The 16,609-nt window shown below is 40.9% G+C and carries 15 protein-coding genes; 8 read left to right on the forward strand and 7 right to left on the reverse strand.

All coding sequences use genetic code 11. The features are described 5' to 3' along the window. Positions 1-51 precede the first annotated feature (51 nt). On the forward strand, positions 52-2,295 hold the full coding sequence (locus MF4836_RS08855; RefSeq protein WP_078470017.1) for a hypothetical protein: 2,244 nt from the start codon (positions 52-54) through the stop codon (positions 2,293-2,295). Then, entirely contained in the window at positions 2,292-3,038 is a 747-nt protein-coding gene (locus tag MF4836_RS08860) for a hypothetical protein (RefSeq protein ID WP_078470018.1), read from the forward strand. Before MF4836_RS08855 ends, MF4836_RS08860 begins: the two co-directional genes overlap by 4 nt. Positions 3,039-3,062: 24 nt before the next feature. Here the strand turns inward: MF4836_RS08860 and MF4836_RS08865 are convergent, their stop codons facing one another. Genes MF4836_RS08865 through MF4836_RS08875 form a run of 4 tightly spaced genes read right to left on the reverse strand, consistent with a single transcriptional unit; the run spans position 3,063 to position 5,173 of the window. After that, positions 3,063-3,734 (reverse strand): hypothetical protein, encoded by a 672-nt coding sequence (locus tag MF4836_RS08865; protein WP_078470019.1) that lies wholly within the window; start codon positions 3,732-3,734, stop codon positions 3,063-3,065. Continuing rightward, entirely contained in the window at positions 3,721-3,888 is a 168-nt protein-coding gene (locus MF4836_RS35355; protein ID WP_161955736.1) for a hypothetical protein, read from the reverse strand. The genes MF4836_RS08865 and MF4836_RS35355 overlap by 14 nt, the downstream gene beginning before the upstream one ends. Further along, a complete protein-coding gene (locus MF4836_RS08870) occupies positions 3,881-4,696 on the reverse strand; it encodes a hypothetical protein (protein ID WP_078470020.1) in 816 nt (271 codons plus the stop codon). The genes MF4836_RS35355 and MF4836_RS08870 overlap by 8 nt, the downstream gene beginning before the upstream one ends. Positions 4,697-4,708: 12 nt before the next feature. Then, a complete protein-coding gene (locus MF4836_RS08875) occupies positions 4,709-5,173 on the reverse strand; it encodes a hypothetical protein (RefSeq protein ID WP_078470021.1) in 465 nt (154 codons plus the stop codon). A gap of 126 nt (positions 5,174-5,299) precedes the next feature. Here MF4836_RS08875 and MF4836_RS08880 point away from each other — a divergent pair, with 126 nt between their 5' ends. Next, positions 5,300-5,524 carry a hypothetical protein gene (locus MF4836_RS08880; RefSeq protein WP_042560839.1) on the forward strand — a complete coding sequence of 75 codons (225 nt, stop codon included), beginning with the start codon at positions 5,300-5,302 and terminating at the stop codon, positions 5,522-5,524. 42 nt (positions 5,525-5,566) lie between these two features. On the opposite strand, the gene MF4836_RS08885 is transcribed toward MF4836_RS08880, so the two are convergent. The 3 genes from MF4836_RS08885 to MF4836_RS08895 are packed head-to-tail and all read right to left on the reverse strand — an operon-like array spanning position 5,567 to position 9,224. Further along, complete coding sequence (locus MF4836_RS08885) at positions 5,567-7,993, reverse strand: hypothetical protein (RefSeq protein WP_078470022.1); 2,427 nt, start codon at positions 7,991-7,993, stop codon at positions 5,567-5,569. Continuing rightward, positions 7,990-8,805: a hypothetical protein gene (locus MF4836_RS08890; RefSeq protein ID WP_078470023.1), complete on the reverse strand. Its 816-nt coding sequence runs from the start codon at positions 8,803-8,805 to the stop codon at positions 7,990-7,992. The genes MF4836_RS08885 and MF4836_RS08890 overlap by 4 nt, the downstream gene beginning before the upstream one ends. A gap of 11 nt (positions 8,806-8,816) precedes the next feature. Continuing rightward, positions 8,817-9,224, reverse strand: coding sequence for a hypothetical protein (locus tag MF4836_RS08895; RefSeq protein ID WP_078470024.1), 408 nt, complete (start codon positions 9,222-9,224; stop codon positions 8,817-8,819). Between the two features lie 455 nt (positions 9,225-9,679). On the opposite strand from MF4836_RS08895, the gene MF4836_RS34920 reads away from it, so the two are divergent. From MF4836_RS34920 to MF4836_RS08915, 5 genes are all read left to right on the forward strand, one after another. Further along, positions 9,680-9,892: a hypothetical protein gene (locus MF4836_RS34920; RefSeq protein WP_153050212.1), complete on the forward strand. Its 213-nt coding sequence runs from the start codon at positions 9,680-9,682 to the stop codon at positions 9,890-9,892. After that, positions 9,889-10,218 carry a hypothetical protein gene (locus MF4836_RS08900; RefSeq protein ID WP_078470025.1) on the forward strand — a complete coding sequence of 110 codons (330 nt, stop codon included), beginning with the start codon at positions 9,889-9,891 and terminating at the stop codon, positions 10,216-10,218. Before MF4836_RS34920 ends, MF4836_RS08900 begins: the two co-directional genes overlap by 4 nt. Positions 10,219-10,465: 247 nt before the next feature. Beyond that, the gene (locus MF4836_RS08910; protein WP_078470027.1) at positions 10,466-13,495 is read left to right on the forward strand and encodes a hypothetical protein; all 3,030 of its coding nucleotides are present in this window, start codon (positions 10,466-10,468) and stop codon (positions 13,493-13,495) included. Between the two features lie 109 nt (positions 13,496-13,604). Then, positions 13,605-14,225: a hypothetical protein gene (locus tag MF4836_RS34925; protein WP_153050213.1), complete on the forward strand. Its 621-nt coding sequence runs from the start codon at positions 13,605-13,607 to the stop codon at positions 14,223-14,225. Between the two features lie 54 nt (positions 14,226-14,279). Then, positions 14,280-16,604 carry a hypothetical protein gene (locus MF4836_RS08915; protein WP_153050214.1) on the forward strand — a complete coding sequence of 775 codons (2,325 nt, stop codon included), beginning with the start codon at positions 14,280-14,282 and terminating at the stop codon, positions 16,602-16,604. Positions 16,605-16,609: the final 5 nt, after the last annotated feature.

A 16,609-nucleotide genomic window follows, 5' to 3' on the forward strand; every position in this document is an offset into this window, starting at 1 on the left:
TAAAGGTATTCAAATGGTATAATAATATTATATAAACAAGATAAGGAATCTATGTCTAAAATAAATAATCAAGTTATCGCTTCAAGCTATGCCGCTGATGACAATAAGTTTGTTGGTGAGAAGGTCAGTCTTGATACTGCGACCCATGAAAAATACAAGAAAGAATATTCAAAATTCACAAAGCAAATTTTGAAAGATAATCCAGACTTAAGCTTTGATTACTCACATTATCCCGCTTTAACCGTTTCTCATAATTACAGTGCTGTTGCTGTCATCACGCCAAAATTGACTGATGCCGGTGAAAAGGATTTCTCCAATACCTACGTTGCGTTGTTGGCTGATGCATTCAGACACACCGATACGCTCGACGCATTGAAGAATCTCATGCCAAGCATTGGTGTTGACTTCAATAAGTTTAGAGTGCGTGATGATTTGGGTGAGAAACAACAGCTTGTTGAAGACTCACTTGAAGCTATCAAAGATGGCTCCACTGATTTCAAGAATTACACAAACCTTCGTCAAGCCATGAAGCCGCTCGCTGTCAAAGTAGCTGCTGAGGTTGAAGATGACTTTTCATTCTCAAACCCTGAACTAGCTAAAAATGATAATGACTTGAATGAAGCTAATGAGGCTCGTAAGAACCTCAATGAAGATTACAATCCTAAAAACGTTGAAGACGTTTCTAAGAAGACAAAGCTTCATGATGGTATCAAGCAAGCTCTACATGACCAGAACGGTAGGGCGGCTGATGAAGATGATTGGCTAGAAAGACGTATGAAAGAATTGGATTTACATTTCAATCATCACAAAACCCCAGCTTACAAGAATCTTCCTTTGCCGTTCATTCATGACGTGACCATTCATGATAAATACAACCGTGAGTTGTTGAGCTGGAGAACGGGTGGCGGTTCTATCAAAATTCATGAAGCGGGTATCTTCAATGAAAATGCTGGTCAATTGGCTGCTGAGGCTGCTTACAAGAAGTTTGGTCATGGCAAGGTTCACTTTAACGTCAGTGCCAGTGCAAGAGAACGCTACAAAGACAACCTAGGCATGATTTATGAACAGAAGCTAAATCAGTTGATTAAAGCCGGTTTTGAGCCAGAACAGATTGTGTTCCACAAAGACTGGCAATACATGGTCAACGACAAAATCAAGGAAATGAAGAACCTTGCTGAGTTCGATCAAGCTACACCTGAGCAAGTGGCCGAAGCTGAGAAGGCTACGCAAGACTACAACGCCAAAAATCAGGATGTTGAAGGTGTCAAAGACGCACCTGATGCACCCGCTACGCCAGCCCCTGATGGTGTGCCTACTAAGGCCGCTCCGGTCGATTCTAGCCCTGTCAATGAACAGACCATACCTGACGTTCCAGTGTCTGCTGATGTGCCTGCAAAAGCCCCGGTTGCGGCTCCTGTAAAGCAATTCCGTAACAAGTGCTGCTTGGTCAAAACGATTTCTGGTAAGGACGGTGAGAATGCTGACCCTTCCAAAGACAAATACAACCTTATAGGCCAGAAAGGCATGGTTGAGTCAATGACACCAGCGACCTTGAAGGAGGTTATCAAGGTGTTGGCTGGTCTTGAAGGTATCGACATTAAGCAAATCGCTGGAACGTGGTTGAGTGATGAAAAGGTGGTGTCTTACTCCGAATTCAAGAAGGCTGAGACTGCTAGACATGAAGGTATGACTGAGGAACAAATCAAGGAATCCAAGGAAGAATACAGCTTCCCAGCGGCTTATGAAGTCCTCAAAGAAATGAAGGAAGCTGCCAAGCTCGCCCTAGCTTCACCAGATGTTGCTGTTGCTGATTTAGCCGTAGATGTGGCCGTTGATACTGTGGTCAACGCTGAGCTTCCTGCAGCGGCTGCTGAGCCTGTTGTGGGTGATGTGCCTGACTATGTGTCTGAGCAAATCCCTGACAACTACAATGATGACTATGATTTTGACAAAGACATTCTTGAAGGTGTGTTCACAAATTCCTTTGATGAACCGACTGTTGCTGAACCAGCTCCATATTCCATTGAAGACACTGAGCGTTTCTTGGCTGAGGCTTTCGACATGCCAGAAGTCTTGGAGTCACCTGAGTATGCTGACTTGCAAAAAGCAAGATCAAAAGCATCTGGTGAAGAGCCAGAGCATAAAGCGAAGGTGGATGATTCAGGTATTGATTTCAATGATGCCGTTAGAGATTTGGCCGGTGAGAAAGAGAAAATTGAGAATGCTAAGAAAGTGGTCAAGTCTGCCATTGCAAACGAAACCCGCAAAATAAACTACAAAACTGAGGTGAAATGATGGGATTAAATTTGAAGAATGAACATTTGTATGGAGTAAGAAAGCCAAAAACCTATGCTGATAAATTGTCAGCATTGGCTAAGCAATACCTGAACCAAAAGTACAAAGAGAAGCAAACAGCCTATTTCGGTGACGCTGATAATTTCTGTAAGACTTTTATGGGTGAGCCTAACCCATTCTTGTTAGAGTTGAAAAATTACACGCTACAAGAAATTGTAGTGAGAGATATTGTTGATTCGCTTTCAAGGGAGACATTGGATTTGGTGCGTGAAGAATTCACGGCTAGGGTATGTAAGGTTGAGGCTAATGATATTAAGGTTGTGCGTATTGACAACAATCAGCAAAAGCTAGCCATGATGTATGAAGAAAAGCTTGATATTTTAAAGGCTAGTAAATCTCAGTTGTTGAGCTTTGAAGTGTTTAAATTCAACAATGGGAAGACCTTCAACAGTGATACGACTGTTGCTGAGTATTTGAATGAGTTGTGCTATGAAATGGTGTTGTCTGACGCTCCTGACAATGAAAAGCAAGCGGCCTTCTTCAAAGAAGTGAACGTGTTGTTCTCTGAGTTCTTGAAAGCGTATGGCTTAGGTATCAAGAAAAAGTATCAGTTCAAGAATTCATCCAGCTTGAAAGGTGTGTTGAGTGATTTGGAAGTGAGGAATGAGGTTGTTTTTCACTCGAATTCTGAGATTGTAAGGAAGGTTTATAAGGATTCGTTTATGTTTGATAATGATTTTTAAAAAAACCAGCTACGGCTGGTTTGTTTAATTAAAGTTCAGGGTTGATTTCTTTTCTTCTGTTTTTTCGCTGCCATCCATCACAATATCATCTTCTTTGCTCAAAACTGGAGGGGGTTCAGTAGCCGTACCACTGTCGGTTGATTTCGATGGTTCTTCTTCTGAGAGAATTCCAGCGGCGTGAAGCTCCTTGAAGACTTTTGTTTTGATTGCACTTAACCTAACCTCTATGGGCTGCAACAGCTTTGAACAGTTGTCATTCCAGAAAACCACTAAATCAAGGTTGCTGGTATTATCAATGCTTGGGTTCGCTTCAATTATCTTCTTTGCGATTTTTCGTAATAGCTCCATGTGGTTAGCCTTGCATTTGTATAAGAAGTCTTTCCGCTCATATTCTATGATTAGCTGGATGATTTGATATTCATCTTTTAACTGTTCAAGCTCTTCTGGATGGAATTCATTTCTGTTCTTCATTTCCTGCTCACGTATCCTCATAATCTGATAGGCATCACGCAAACCATGTTTGAAAGCATGGTCAAGAAAAATACGTTCAACCTTGTCATGTGATAGGTTGAGGCTTTTCAATTTAAGCTGATTATTGGGCGTAGCGATAAAGTCAGAATCATCTTGTGAATCTGGTGGTTCCACTGCAATAGCATTAGCGGATTTAAACAGTGAGAGAAATTTACTCCACATCATCTACCTGACGTGGTTTATCTTTTAAGTTCTCATCAAAAATGTCTGCCATGTCTTTAAGGATTTCAGCCTTCTCATCTGGTTTAATATGGCAATTCTCTTTTTTCAAGAATTCATCCCACTTGTTTAAGAAATGGTTGGTTGACTGATTATTCATTTGGTTTCTCCGGTTCATTGATTATGTTGTTTATGATTTCACTTTTGATTTCTTCCTTTGTGGTTTTAGAAGTGGCATCAGGTTTTTCAGCTTTGTAAATGGCATAAGTTCCTAGTTTTCCATCTAGACCACTTTCAAGGTTCTTGTAGTAAGTGGCATCTTTATACATGTCTATCTTTTCTTTTTCGCCATTTGTCCATTCGATTTGAAGGCCATAATTATTGAACAGCAAATCTTTGTAACTGGCTTTGAATAGGGTAGTGGTTTCAGGTTTATCTTTACTTCTTGAATACTTGAAAGCGGTGATAGACTTAATCGCTGGCTTACCGCCGTTGTTTTCTTCTATCTGCGTATTTAGAGCCGCTTCTATGAGGTCTAGGTTAGCTCTTTTCTTACCTTCATCATCGACAAAAAACGTTTCATATTTCTTCATGACAAGCTGGGCTTCAAAGATGTGAACCGTTTTGTGTTTCAACGCTACACGCACTTTCAACAGCTTGTTGTGAGTTTCTATGTGCTTGGTGAGTTCTGCTAAGTAGTCTTCGCTGTACGCTGTATCAACATCACTTCTTTTGACGATGTAGGCTCTCAAAACGGGAATGATGTTTGGCGTATGGTTATGATGGTTGTAGGGACTGCAAATGTACTTATTGAAGTCTTTAAGGTTTTCATGAAATTTCAGTAAGCCTACCTTCTTGGTTAGTACCTTACTTTTCTCTTCGACGCGAGTAGCGGACTCGGCCAAAGCACCTTTCATTTTCTCATAACCAGCTTGTAGCTGTTCGTGCGTATATTTATCATTGCTCATGGTTTCCTCATGTTAGTTGTTAATCAATAGATTTTCAATCTTGTGAATAATCTGTTTGTGTTTATCGTTAAATTTTTTTCTGACTGGTTGAGTCAGGTAGATGTAATCCATGTCAACGCTATTCTTGTCAAAGGTCATCAGCATTTCATTCTTGTTGTATGAAGAGGGGTCAATCTCTAAAATTCTATTTTGAGTGAAGCTTGCTGTCTTGGCTTCAATGGTCAATTTTCTGAATTCTTCAATGTCTACTTTGATAAGCTCGTAAAGTTCTTTGAACAGTTCATTACACACTTCAACCTTTTCTTTCTTTCGAGGGCTGATAGCTTTTGCCCTATGGCGTAAAGCGTCATACATGCCAAGGTTGACCACGCTGAAAAGATTGTTTAAGTGGGTTTCTGGTAATTCAAAGGTTGAATCAATTGCAATGTCTACCAGCTTATCTACTACATCAGATGTGTATTTCTTAGTGAACTTCATTTAATTTTCCTATTGTTATAATTCCATAATATCATATAAATAACCTTGTTCAATAATTTCGTTATACAAATATTGAAATCCAGTTTGATTTTGGTAGAATGATAGTAACTAACAATTTTGAATATTATGAACACAAACAACGAAAGCATACTCACAAATGAAGAAAAAGAATTTATAGCGTCGTTGGTGGCGTTAGAAAGGTTTGATGATGGGTTTGATTATGACTATGAATTAGACAATCCATTCAGCAATTATGATGAAGCTGATTTTGATAGAGAGACAAGCAACCGCTTGATGGAAGAATACAGAAAGTCAGTGTTGATAGAATTGTTAGATAATCCATTTGAGTGATGGATAGAGAAATAAACTAAACCCCTTGATGGGGTTTTTGTTTTACTTTGTTTTAGGTTTTGTGGCTTTAAGCTCATCAGCTTGGGCTTTTCTTTCTTGTTCAGCACGTTCTCTGGCCCTGATTTCATCAAGGTTACGTTTCACAATGTCAGCTTCCGTCTCTGGTTTAGCAGGTGCCGGGGTAGCAGGTGGGGTAGGTGTTGAAGCTACTGCCGGTTGAGCTGGTGGTGTGACTGGTAGCACTGGTGCTACTGGTGTGACCGTTACCACTGGTTTTGCCGGGGCTTCTTCAACCTTGACTACATCCACTGGCTTGAACCTCTCAAGAGCTTTCTGAGCCTGTTCCAAGCGGTTAGGGCATTCCAGCTTCACCAACTCCAGTATCTGGTGATACATCGTGGTGAGTTCTGCCGGTGCCTTCGTGTCTGGATCTGCGGGTAGAGCCTTGTGCTTCGATTTCTTGGGTGGGTGATTGACCATGAGCGGGTCAAGGCCAGCTTTGAGCAAGTCAACGAAAGCGAACGCGATAGGGCTTCTGTCTACGCTTTTCCACTGGTTTGAGACGGTCTTAATGTCGAACACCTGCCCGGTGGCTTTGTAGGCCGTAATCGCTCGTTGGTTGGCTTCACGCACGGCCAACGCTTTCTTCTGCAGCTCGATCTTCAACCACTGCTCATCATCTGGTGTAGGGGTGTACCCTTCGACCTTCAAGCCAAGCATGGAAGCCTCACGCCAGATGTTTTGGGCTTTGCGTGTGGTTCCCTGACTGGTGATGACTACCGTTGAGTACCCATTCTCTAAATACATCTGAGCCAGTGCCCTAGCCGCTGCTGGGCTTTCGCTGGTCAAGCTGGTTTTGAGGCTGTCGCTGGTGTATTCCCTTACCACTATGGCTTGTCGCTGGAATCGCTTGTCATAGAAGACGCCACGGTCAAAGGTCAGGTAGTTCTTGAGGGTGATGCCGAACTGCCCCCCGTTGTCTGACATGTATTCAGGGATACCGGCATAGTCATACATGAATTTCTTCTTGTAGCTGAAACCCTTCTTCCACTGGGTACCAGAAAGCTCAATGTCAGGCTCTGGTAACAGGCCGGGGTCTTTGCGTGTGGCTTTGGTTTTGCGGTGACGGTTCGCTTCACGCACGGCACGGATAGCGTCAATGGTGGCCGGGTCGTTGAGGTCAATGGGTAGGTCTTTCTTGAACGATATACCCAGCTTGGACATGGAAACCTCAGTGTCAGTATCTACTAGGTAGACGCTGAATCCCTGGAGCGTGCCAGTCTTGGTAAGGTTGGGTAGCAAGAAGACGTTGTGAGCCTCGAGGGCGGCGTTAAGGTCGGTGAATGACTGGTGGTCAGGGTTCTTCAATATCTCTACAACCTCGGCCATCAGATTTTTCGTTTTGTAATGTCTTATGTGTTCGGCTTTCATCTTCTCATCTGGAGCCTGTTTTTCATCATTAAAAAGGTTGATAGCACGCACAAGCTCTTTCTTTCCGAACTTACCAGTACCGGCACAATATTTCAGGTTGTAGGTCTTATCACCCCACTTGACCAGCAAGGCGTCTTTGCTGGATTCAGGGTTAGGGTTAGCGATGATTGAAACGTTATGTTCAGCCATAGCTTTCTTCTGTGCTTCTGGTGAAGGGCTTTTGAAAACCTTACGCATCATCGACTGGAAAGCTTTGTATTCCTTTTCACTAGGGGGTATGAAACGTTCCTGAGCTGCAAGGGTGTTGGTTTTGTCTAGGTACTGGCTGAACGCTGGTGAATTCTCCAAATGTATCAACGCCCAAAACATTCTGAGCTTGGTGTTATTTAGGTCAAGGTTCTTGCCATCATACGACTTGCTAAGCATTGGGATATGAAGGTGTGACTTGTACACGCCATCCTCTATTTTTATGTGCGGTACTGGAAAGGTTGGATAGTTATCTTCTTTTTCTCTGGTGAATAGCTTGGTGAATTCGACACGCATATCAAGAAGTAATCTGACTTGCTGCTTCTCTGACAATCTTGCTGCTTCTTGTGGGGAAATGGTCAAGAAGTGGTCATAGACATAATAGGCTTTCATGATTTCCGCACGTTCAGCTTCTGTTGCACCTTTCAAGCTCTGGTTCTTTTTCAACTGCTTTAATTCGGCTGGGGTAGCGTGCTTTTCCCATTCTTCAATCAATGCATCTGCTACGGCATAGCTGTATTCATCAAGCTTCTGTTTGTAGCAAGATTGGCCGTGGTAAACGAATGGAAAGGGTAGGGCTACCAACGCTGTTAGCTCGGTTGGGATTCGCTGAATGATACCTTGTTCTTTCAGGTGGATTGATTCAGATATGAGATACTTGATGACTGATTTCAAGCCTTCTCTGGTGTGGATAAATTCACGAGCCTTGGAGACAAATTTCTTCCCACCTTTGGCTTTCTGAATCTTCTGTTTATTGTCGTGGTCAGCTTCCATCGCTGCTGCTGTTGTCATGTTGTACCTTTAATTTCGTTAGCTTTTTTGTTGAGAGAAACAATCCCCTTAAATAGTTCTTCAATGCCCGTTGAGCTGCCTTCAAGCAAGCTGGTGTTGATAGCGTGGTTGAGGTCGTTCCACTGGGTCAGCAACGCATCAGCACGTTTGTATTGCTCTGTGTTGACATGCTCTATTAGGAACTCAACCTTGCTTTGAATGGCGTGCTTTAATGCTCGACGGTTGTAGGCATCAGGACGTTGACCAGCTTGGAAGACGCCATTGTTTTTGAAGTTGCTGGCATAGACGGTGCTGGTGTGACGTGAGTAGAAATTTCTCTTGCGTGGTAGCCTTTCATTCACGTCAATTTCACTGAGACGCCTTTTGAAACGTTCAGCTTCTTTGGACGTATCAGCTTCATGTCGAACGTTGCCAGTGATCATAGAACCTATCGACTTTGCAAGATTTTCAACTTGGTCTTGAAAGGTGGTAAGAATGTTAACAGAGGCTACATTCTTGAGTTTCTTAAACCCAGTTTCAACCTTCTGAACCTCTGCAATCGCCAACGGTAATTTCTTAACGTTAGCGTTCTTCAAGACTTCTTTGACTATCTGAATTGACTGTGTTGATTGTGAACCAATGTTGTTCATCAGCTTTTTAGATTCACGGCCAGATTGACTACGGGTCAAAGCCTTACCATTGAGTATCATGTCAACAAGTGAGTTGACGTTATTGATACCATACGTGAAGGCAATTTCATTAAGTAGGTTGACGTAGGAAGGGTTTAGCTTCAGTTCAATCTTCTTGTTTCTTTTCTCCTTTGGTGCGTTCATCTAGTCCTCTGTTAGTGGTTCTTTGATAGAGCTGATTTGACCTGCTCCAAGGTGGTGTAGCCTAGTGACTTCAAGTATTTCAAAATCTGTTCATGGTTCTTCTTGGTAACGATTTCTTCTAACAGCTTGTCGATGCGATTAAGCACAATCTTGAACGTGTCCCTATCCAAACGAGCTTGTTCTATCTCATGAGACTTAGACTTGATTTTCTCCTTAGCGGTTTCAAGAGCATCTGGATTATCAAGCAAATCAAAAGCGTTAGATTTAAGCTCACGTTCTTCATGTTCAAGTTTTGCAAGAAGCCTTTCATTGTCTTGCTTTTGCTTCTCATATTTTGTTCTGCTTCTGGTCAATTCATAATCGCCAGTTGTTGAAAGTTTGTTGATGATTCCATCAGCCAAAATAATTGGTGTAGTCATTTATAGCTCCTATTAGTTAAATGATAAGAAAGAATAGTTCTATCTATACTTTAAATATTATCATACTAATTAGGGTAGTCAATTAAGTGGCTATTATTTGATAGTTAGGTAGGGCAATATTTAGGGATGTTGCTATACAAATTTAGCTTGAAATACAAGACAACTGAAAGGCGTCAGAAAACTATTTGACGGTAGACAAATACATACATCTTGCTTTAATGATTTCTTTAGCTTGTAGATAGTGTCTACCGTATGGTGTCTACCGTCATGTGTCTACCGTTGAGAAATGATGTGTCTACCGTTGCATGTCTACCGTGTGAAGTTTTCTGCAGGTCAAATGCCTTAGCTGGGTTTTGATGTTCTTTGGTCAATAAAATTTTAGCATTATAATACGTGGTTCATTTGCAATAAATTAACTGCATGGTAATATTAAAATATCAACATCGTTATTGTATATGAATAGTCAATCAACTAATAAGAATAAGAAAAGCTCTCTACTCAATGAGATAGCGGTTTCCTCATTTTTTCTTATCACCATCCTTCTTTCAAATGTCTCTCATGCTAACTCATCAGGTCGTCAAGAAATGATGTGTTCTGTTGGTGGCTTGGTGCTTGATATTCTTCTTGGCACTAACGAACAACAAACAACAAAGGAGGTGAGTAAATGAAAATTTTATCAACAGGTCAGGTTATAGGTATTGCAGTAAAAACATTTTTAAAAGAACCAATGTGGTACTTGATGGGTCTTATAATTCCTACGGCTTCTACATTTGTTTTAGCTATCTTGGGGTACTCGCTTTTTACGACATTATATGGTTCCTTAATGGCAGCTCCATTCATTATGTTGCTCGCTTTTGTATTTCACTATTTCATTACATTGGCTTCGATTCAGCTCTATCTTGCCTGCGGGGGTAAGGAAGAAATCTGCTACGGAATTAGTGATGATTGTGAGCTTATAGAATATGAGACAGCTAATAACGAGAGGTCATCATGAGAATGTTTAAAAATGCATTCGATGCGTTGCTAAATTTAATTTACTTTTCAATAGGGTTGCTCATTGTTTTCTGGCCTTCTGTTTTGGCTATCTATGTCGGCCATGATTTATCATTTATGCACATGTACATATTTACGCTAATTGGGTTTTTAATTAACGTAATTTATTTGGTTAAATTATTTGGTTGGGTGAGTGTGCAAATTAATAAATACAATTTTACAAGAATACAATCTAACAAGAGGTCAAAATGAAATGGATATTTAAATTAATGCTGGTCATGACACTTGCCTTCTCTGGTAGTGTCTACGCTGAACGTACACCAATGGAAGTGGCTGCTGAAGCCCGTGTGTCGTCTGAGCCGGTTGATACAACTGACTTGGTTAAATTCAGTATCCCTCAAAGGGACTTCTACATTAACGGGTTCAACGGTGCCATCTGTGGCCCGTGCCTTCAGCTTCCACTTCCAAAGATGCTGGCTAATCACCTTCTCTACAATCCTGACCTAGCTCAAAACAGTGGTGGGTTGCTGGGTGTTTTGGTTGAGAGTCTTTATTTGAGGATTGGTGGAGCCATAGGGTACGGTTTCGCAATTCTTTGGTTGTTCAACCTTTGGTGGACGGCAAGTAAGAACTCAAAATACAACGATAAAGAAAGTGCTGCAATCAAGGCTGCTATCAAAGAACAACATTTAAAAAACTTCAAACTGACCTTGTTGGTTTTAGGTGTAGGGTTACTCATTCAACCTGAAATCTTCTTGACGGTAATCACCGTTGCCGTGCTTCTTATCATCGCTATATTGAACTGGGCTAGCTTGACGTTTACCGTAGCGATTGCTGAACACGCACCTGACATAACAACAGTGGTTGCTGACGTTCAACCTAAGCTCACTCAATACAATACATCTGAACAGATTGGCATCTGGAATGGTATAGCTGAGACGGTCACTAAGACAGCTATCATCGCTTCTCATAACAACCAATTAGGTCGTAGCGGATTCTTCTCATCTGGTTTGACAAAGAAAGATGTTGTGAACGACATTGAGAACAATGTGAAGCTCAACATGGTTCCTGTTATTCGTAACGGTATCGTTGAACAAATCAACATGGTCTGGAATGAAAAGTTTGATAACTATGATGCTGCCAAGTATGGTAGAGCCAGCATCCTTTTCCCTATCCGTGCTACTAACCTTGACTCATCTATTGAACAAGAAGCTGATACTGACCTTACAAATGAAGTTCGTTTGATTGCTCAAGCGGATGGTCAGAAAATTTTCTCTGCTGATGACTTCTATTCAAAACTCAATCAATACGAATCAGCGGCATTGTCTTTGGTAGCTGATGGAAAATTTGTTGAAGCACAAAGCTTCTATGACACTGACATTGTTTTGAAGGTTGCTGATGGTCTAGACAGTGGTTTGGGACGTATCAAACAAAAGTATTTGTCTGAGGGCTTGGGTAGCGATACGAACGCTAAGGTCTACAAGATATACAGTGCTACTTTCTTAAACTCTGCACAAGGTTTGAACCCTGCATTGACTTGGAAAGGTAAATGGAAATACATGCAGGAAGCGAGCAACCATCCTTTAAAATACAACTGCTCAAATTTCTATGACAAGCAAATTGATGACATTCACATCAACGGTTTTAACATTCTTGCTGCTGGTACGCCTTGGCTTGATGCTGGAAGAATTGCCGCTACCCTACCTACCCAGTGCGTGACCTTCAAAGGTGGCGTTGCTATGTATATGGGTGTTGACGCTAAGACTGATGAAGCTAATGTGTTGCTCTACAAAGACAGAACAACCGCTAGCGGTATTGCTGTTAGTAACTTGACCAGCAACATCATAGAAGGTGCCTTGTTGGGTCAGTTGAAATTCATGCAAGCAAACAATCCATACAAAAACGCATTGTATTCAAACATAGACCTTGGATTTATTCATGCTGGTGTTTCAGCTACTGCCATCGGTAAAGCTTTGAATAACAGTGCAAGAATGGGTGACTCTGTTAGAAATGGTTTGGTTGTTGATTATGCGGCTGGTGGTGATTACAGCGTTGGTGTGGACTTCAACAAATTGTTTGGTGATGAAAGAGAAACAAAAGACCTTGCTAACAATGAAGGTTATAAACAAATCACCACTGATTACAAACCTTTGATTTTCGATTCACTCATTAACCCAGCGAAAGCGGGTAGTAGCACAACGTATCAACAGGCTCAAAACTTCAATGAAGAAGGTGAGTCATTCAGTGATACGCTCATCAACATCATGCAAAGTAACTCTGCCTTGTTTTCAAATTTCAAAGGTGACTTAGGTTTATCACAAGACAAAACGATTTCAAGAGGTATTGTGGAATGTAATGCAATGGCCCTTGCATGTGATAACAGAGGTACAGCAACAGTATCTTCAATTTACAGAAGTGACCCGCTCATGTTGGGTGTTTACATCAAAATGGGCACCACGGCTGTTGCTGCTGTTAAACAGTTTGACATTGGTAGTATCATCAATAAATTTGGTATCAGTGGTGATTCATGGATTGGCAAGCAATTAGGTAAGGCTTCTGCTGTTCTTAGCAAATTCGCCTTCTTGTTCCAAATGGCGATGGCCGCTCTTGATGTATTGTTGGTGCCGTTAGATTTGCTTGCTAACATCTTTATCATGATTGGGTTATGGGCACTAGCCTTACAAATTCTACCTGCCATACAAATGATAATGGTTGCTGCGTTAAGCTTGTTGTTGGTTGTTGAAATGGTGCTTGTGATTTACTTGGCTATCCTTCAAGCAATATATAAACGTGACCCAAGATACGCTTTGACTGGATTGAAGCAAATCTTTGGTAGCTGGTTGGGCATTTTGTTCTACCTTATCGGTCATTACATCATGCTTACCTTCATCTATTATTTATCCTTTACAAGCGTGTCTAGAGCTATCTACACGTCCGTAGCGGGTGAGGGTGGGGTGTTCGGTATGTTGGCTGGTATCGTGGTTGTATTGTTTACCTACGCTTTCCTACACACCTTGTTCTTGACCATTCCTAGATTGACAATGAGCATGAAGAACGTGATTGTTGGTAGTGACAGCAACATTCTTGATGAAGCTGCTGCTAACAGAACGCTTGAAACTTTGGCTGTCACCTATCTTGGTGAAAGAGCTGCTGTCGGTTCAATGGAAGCGATGAAAGAAAAAGCCGTTGGGACGGTTAAGCAGTTGTCGGGTAAACCAACCGCACCTGCTACACCTCCGACTGACGCAAAACCACCTACCAATACAGAAGGTAGATAAGATAAGGCCAGCAAATGCTGGCTTTATTATTTACTGGTTGTTCGTATTTGAAAGGTTGTTAAAGTATTAAGGCGTGGTAATATGTAATTATATAACATCAGTATTCAATATGAGTAACCTTACCAAAGTAATTTATACAGAAGAACAGCTTAGACCTGAAATTCTATCGTTGTGTGCCTACTTCACTTGTTTTGTTGATTTTGAGCATTCGGGTAAAGATTTTAACCTTAGTACAGTTCATAAAAATGACGAACTAGCTTTATTCTACTTCGGTGGTTGGGTTGGTGATGTTGTTTCCGTGGCTGGTGGTCAAACAAAAAATCTCTACAAGCTGGTTGAATTCATCACTGATAATAATTTATGGGCAACCATCAAAAGAGAAAGAAGTAGAAAGACATTCTATCGCCAAAAGCTAAACACTGATAAACGCTTCTCTGATGTGATAAAAGCATTGAGTGAGCTGAATGACCCTGAATTGAATGAATGCATTAGGACTTACCGATTTTTCTTGTTCTCCGTTGCGTATACCGCTGTGGGTGAAGTTGGACATGAAAAATTGATGAAAATGCAACCGGGCACGGCTGGTAGATTAGCCTACGGTCAAATTAAAAAAATAATGAAGAAAACCAAAAGAGGAATAATTAAACGATTATCTATGATAGGTGTGTTTATTTTATTAGGTGTTGTTCTGTACAACATACTTGCTTCTGGCTTTTTATTGACTATTTAATTAGACATAGGGCATTCAGATGATATAATCTAAATATACACATTATAATATCGTATGAAACAACTAATCACTATCCTGTTCTTCACCTTCACTTTGCTTGCTTCAAATCTGGCTTTTGCTGATGCATCATCAGCTTGTCAGCCGGGTAATGGTGCATTGAGTAAAATGGAAATTACAGAATGTATTCAAGAGCATGACAAAAGCTCTCAAATGTTCAAGTTCATAAAAATCTTTGTTGGTAAGGCTGAGATAGGTTTCGCTGTTAACCTAGTTACTAATTTGATGACAATGGATTTCACTTCAACTACGGTGGATTTGGAATATAAAGATGACGCTGCAACAGCGTTATTTAAAGCCATTGACTATGTGGTAAACAGAATTTCATCAGTAACCTTCGGAATCATTCTGTGTGGTGTGATTTTGATGGCCCTCATCAGGGGTAGCCGTGAAGGTGTTGTTCTTGGTGCGAACGTTTTACCCTTTGCCGCTGTATCTCTCATACTTGGCATAGCGGTAATTACAGGACATTTCGCGTTTTTCATAAAGGTTCTGTTCGTCATCATGTTTGTAATGGCCTTCGCAATTTTCTTCTCAACTAATATCTTTTCATTTTTTGTGAATGACTTGTCTGGTGTTGAAACCAGATTGCACAAAGAAGCTGATACATTCAGTGAAGCGGCTGTTTACAGCATGATTGAATGGCACATAGAAGATATTGTTGCACGTAAAGGTATGTTGGTAGAAACCGGCAATCTTGAAGTGACGTATCAGGGTATCAAGCTTAAAGATAAAGAATTCGTTGCTTGCTTACTCAAAGAGCAAAAAAAACCGACTGGTAAAAATTCGGTTAAGTTCTATCAGGCTGGTGATATTGAAAAGACCCAGTATTGTGCTAGTGAAGAGCTTGGTTATAAAACCTACAAAATAGGCCATATCGCTGATAAGAAGACAACAAACGAAAGCTCTATCCTGATGTTGAAAATGATGAGTATGCAACCCGCATTAAGAAATATCGCATACGGAATTATCAACAATAATTGTGCAAGCGTTTATAACGTTGATAAGGATTTAATCAAGGATTACATTTCTAGCTGTGTGGATATGAAGGCTGATGGTTCATTCAATATCAGTGCTGATGGTTTTGTTAAGACCTTACAAAATTCAGAAATTGCAGACGTAGACGTTGTTCAGGGGCAAATTCAGCAACAGGTTGATGAGTTGGCTTTTTCATCATTCACTGAAATGTTGAAGAATGGTAATAGTGTTGATAAGTCGGTGATTGAGTCGGTTAAGTATGATGACATGTTCTCTAACTTCCAATTGGGTTCAATCTACAAGAAAGCCTATGAGTCAACCGCCATGAAAGCTATTGACCTTGAAGTGGTGAATGAAGTGGCTATCAAGAAAAGTAAGCTTCAACAATTCTTCAACCTAGAAGACAACCTTTCAATTTTCGATGGTCAAGGTTCAAAGAATACCTTCGGTTTGAACGAATATTATGGAAGCTTGAAGCCACAATCTAATATCAACAGTGAAATGATAGCCTTGTTGGATGGTGTAGCGGGTGGTGCTTTAACTGACGCTGGTATGCAATACAAAGACTGTAAACAAAGCGGATTCTGTAAATCAGCAACAGCTAACTTCGTTACACCAGTCTTTGAGCTTGGCCGTGAGATTATTCCATACGTTGCTTCTGTTTATACCATAGCTATTGTTGCTGAAACCTATTGGAAGACTAAGTTTGAAGCTGCTGACCAGCAAGACCCTAATAGACCTTACTACATCAGCAATGCTAGGTTCTGGCACGGTTTCGGTATGGCGGCATTGGGTATCATCGGTGCCCTAGGTATCGCCACGCTATTCTTGATTAGAGTGATGTTCATTGATTACTTCAGGCTCTTTGCTGTGGGCATGTTGATGCCGTTCCTTGTGCCATTTACCTTTGGCTATGCCTTGCTCATGAGTACCTACAAAAAAATGTTCAGAGACGATGGTGAATCGTTTACCGACATGATGAAGAAGTATGGTGTTATTGACGTTATGTTGAGAATGCCACTTGTATCAATCGGCTCTATCATCGGTCTTACTACTATGATGATTTTGATGTTCATAGCTAGTATTTTACTCAGTAAATTGTTTGGTGGTTTTGCCATTGAGAATAGTGACGCAGGTACAGCAACATTGACGTTGAAAGCCTTGTTCTTTGTTTTTATCTATTCAATCAGCTACATGGTTTCCTTCTTTATCGGCATGAAGGCTTCTTTTAAAGCAACAGAAGCGGCAATCAACAAATTCTGTTATAGAGCTGATTCTTATGATGATGCGATTGGTCAGTTAATGTCTAAGGCGAAAGGTTTTATTGGTAAGTTAGGAAGATAAATATT

The organism is Pseudomonas sp. MF4836, from assembly GCF_002018875.1.
Taxonomy (GTDB): Bacteria; Pseudomonadota; Gammaproteobacteria; order Pseudomonadales; family Pseudomonadaceae; genus Aquipseudomonas.

Bases quoted from the DNA above. Each gene is read 5' to 3' on its own strand.
- MF4836_RS08880 (WP_042560839.1), top strand. From the start codon at position 5,300: ATGAACACAAACAACGAAAGCATACTCACAAATGAAGAAAAAGAATTT.
- MF4836_RS34925 (WP_153050213.1), top strand. From the start codon at position 13,605: ATGAGTAACCTTACCAAAGTAATTTATACAGAAGAACAGCTTAGACCT.
- MF4836_RS08870 (WP_078470020.1), bottom strand. From the start codon at position 4,696: ATGAGCAATGATAAATATACGCACGAACAGCTACAAGCTGGTTATGAG.
- MF4836_RS08885 (WP_078470022.1), bottom strand. From the start codon at position 7,993: ATGACAACAGCAGCAGCGATGGAAGCTGACCACGACAATAAACAGAAG.
- MF4836_RS35355 (WP_161955736.1), bottom strand. From the start codon at position 3,888: ATGAATAATCAGTCAACCAACCATTTCTTAAACAAGTGGGATGAATTC.
- MF4836_RS08860 (WP_078470018.1), top strand. From the start codon at position 2,292: ATGATGGGATTAAATTTGAAGAATGAACATTTGTATGGAGTAAGAAAG.
- MF4836_RS08915 (WP_153050214.1), top strand. From the start codon at position 14,280: ATGAAACAACTAATCACTATCCTGTTCTTCACCTTCACTTTGCTTGCT.
- MF4836_RS08910 (WP_078470027.1), top strand. From the start codon at position 10,466: ATGAAATGGATATTTAAATTAATGCTGGTCATGACACTTGCCTTCTCT.
- MF4836_RS08855 (WP_078470017.1), top strand. From the start codon at position 52: ATGTCTAAAATAAATAATCAAGTTATCGCTTCAAGCTATGCCGCTGAT.
- MF4836_RS08865 (WP_078470019.1), bottom strand. From the start codon at position 3,734: ATGATGTGGAGTAAATTTCTCTCACTGTTTAAATCCGCTAATGCTATT.
- MF4836_RS34920 (WP_153050212.1), top strand. From the start codon at position 9,680: ATGAATAGTCAATCAACTAATAAGAATAAGAAAAGCTCTCTACTCAAT.
- MF4836_RS08875 (WP_078470021.1), bottom strand. From the start codon at position 5,173: ATGAAGTTCACTAAGAAATACACATCTGATGTAGTAGATAAGCTGGTA.
- MF4836_RS08900 (WP_078470025.1), top strand. From the start codon at position 9,889: ATGAAAATTTTATCAACAGGTCAGGTTATAGGTATTGCAGTAAAAACA.
- MF4836_RS08895 (WP_078470024.1), bottom strand. From the start codon at position 9,224: ATGACTACACCAATTATTTTGGCTGATGGAATCATCAACAAACTTTCA.
- MF4836_RS08890 (WP_078470023.1), bottom strand. From the start codon at position 8,805: ATGAACGCACCAAAGGAGAAAAGAAACAAGAAGATTGAACTGAAGCTA.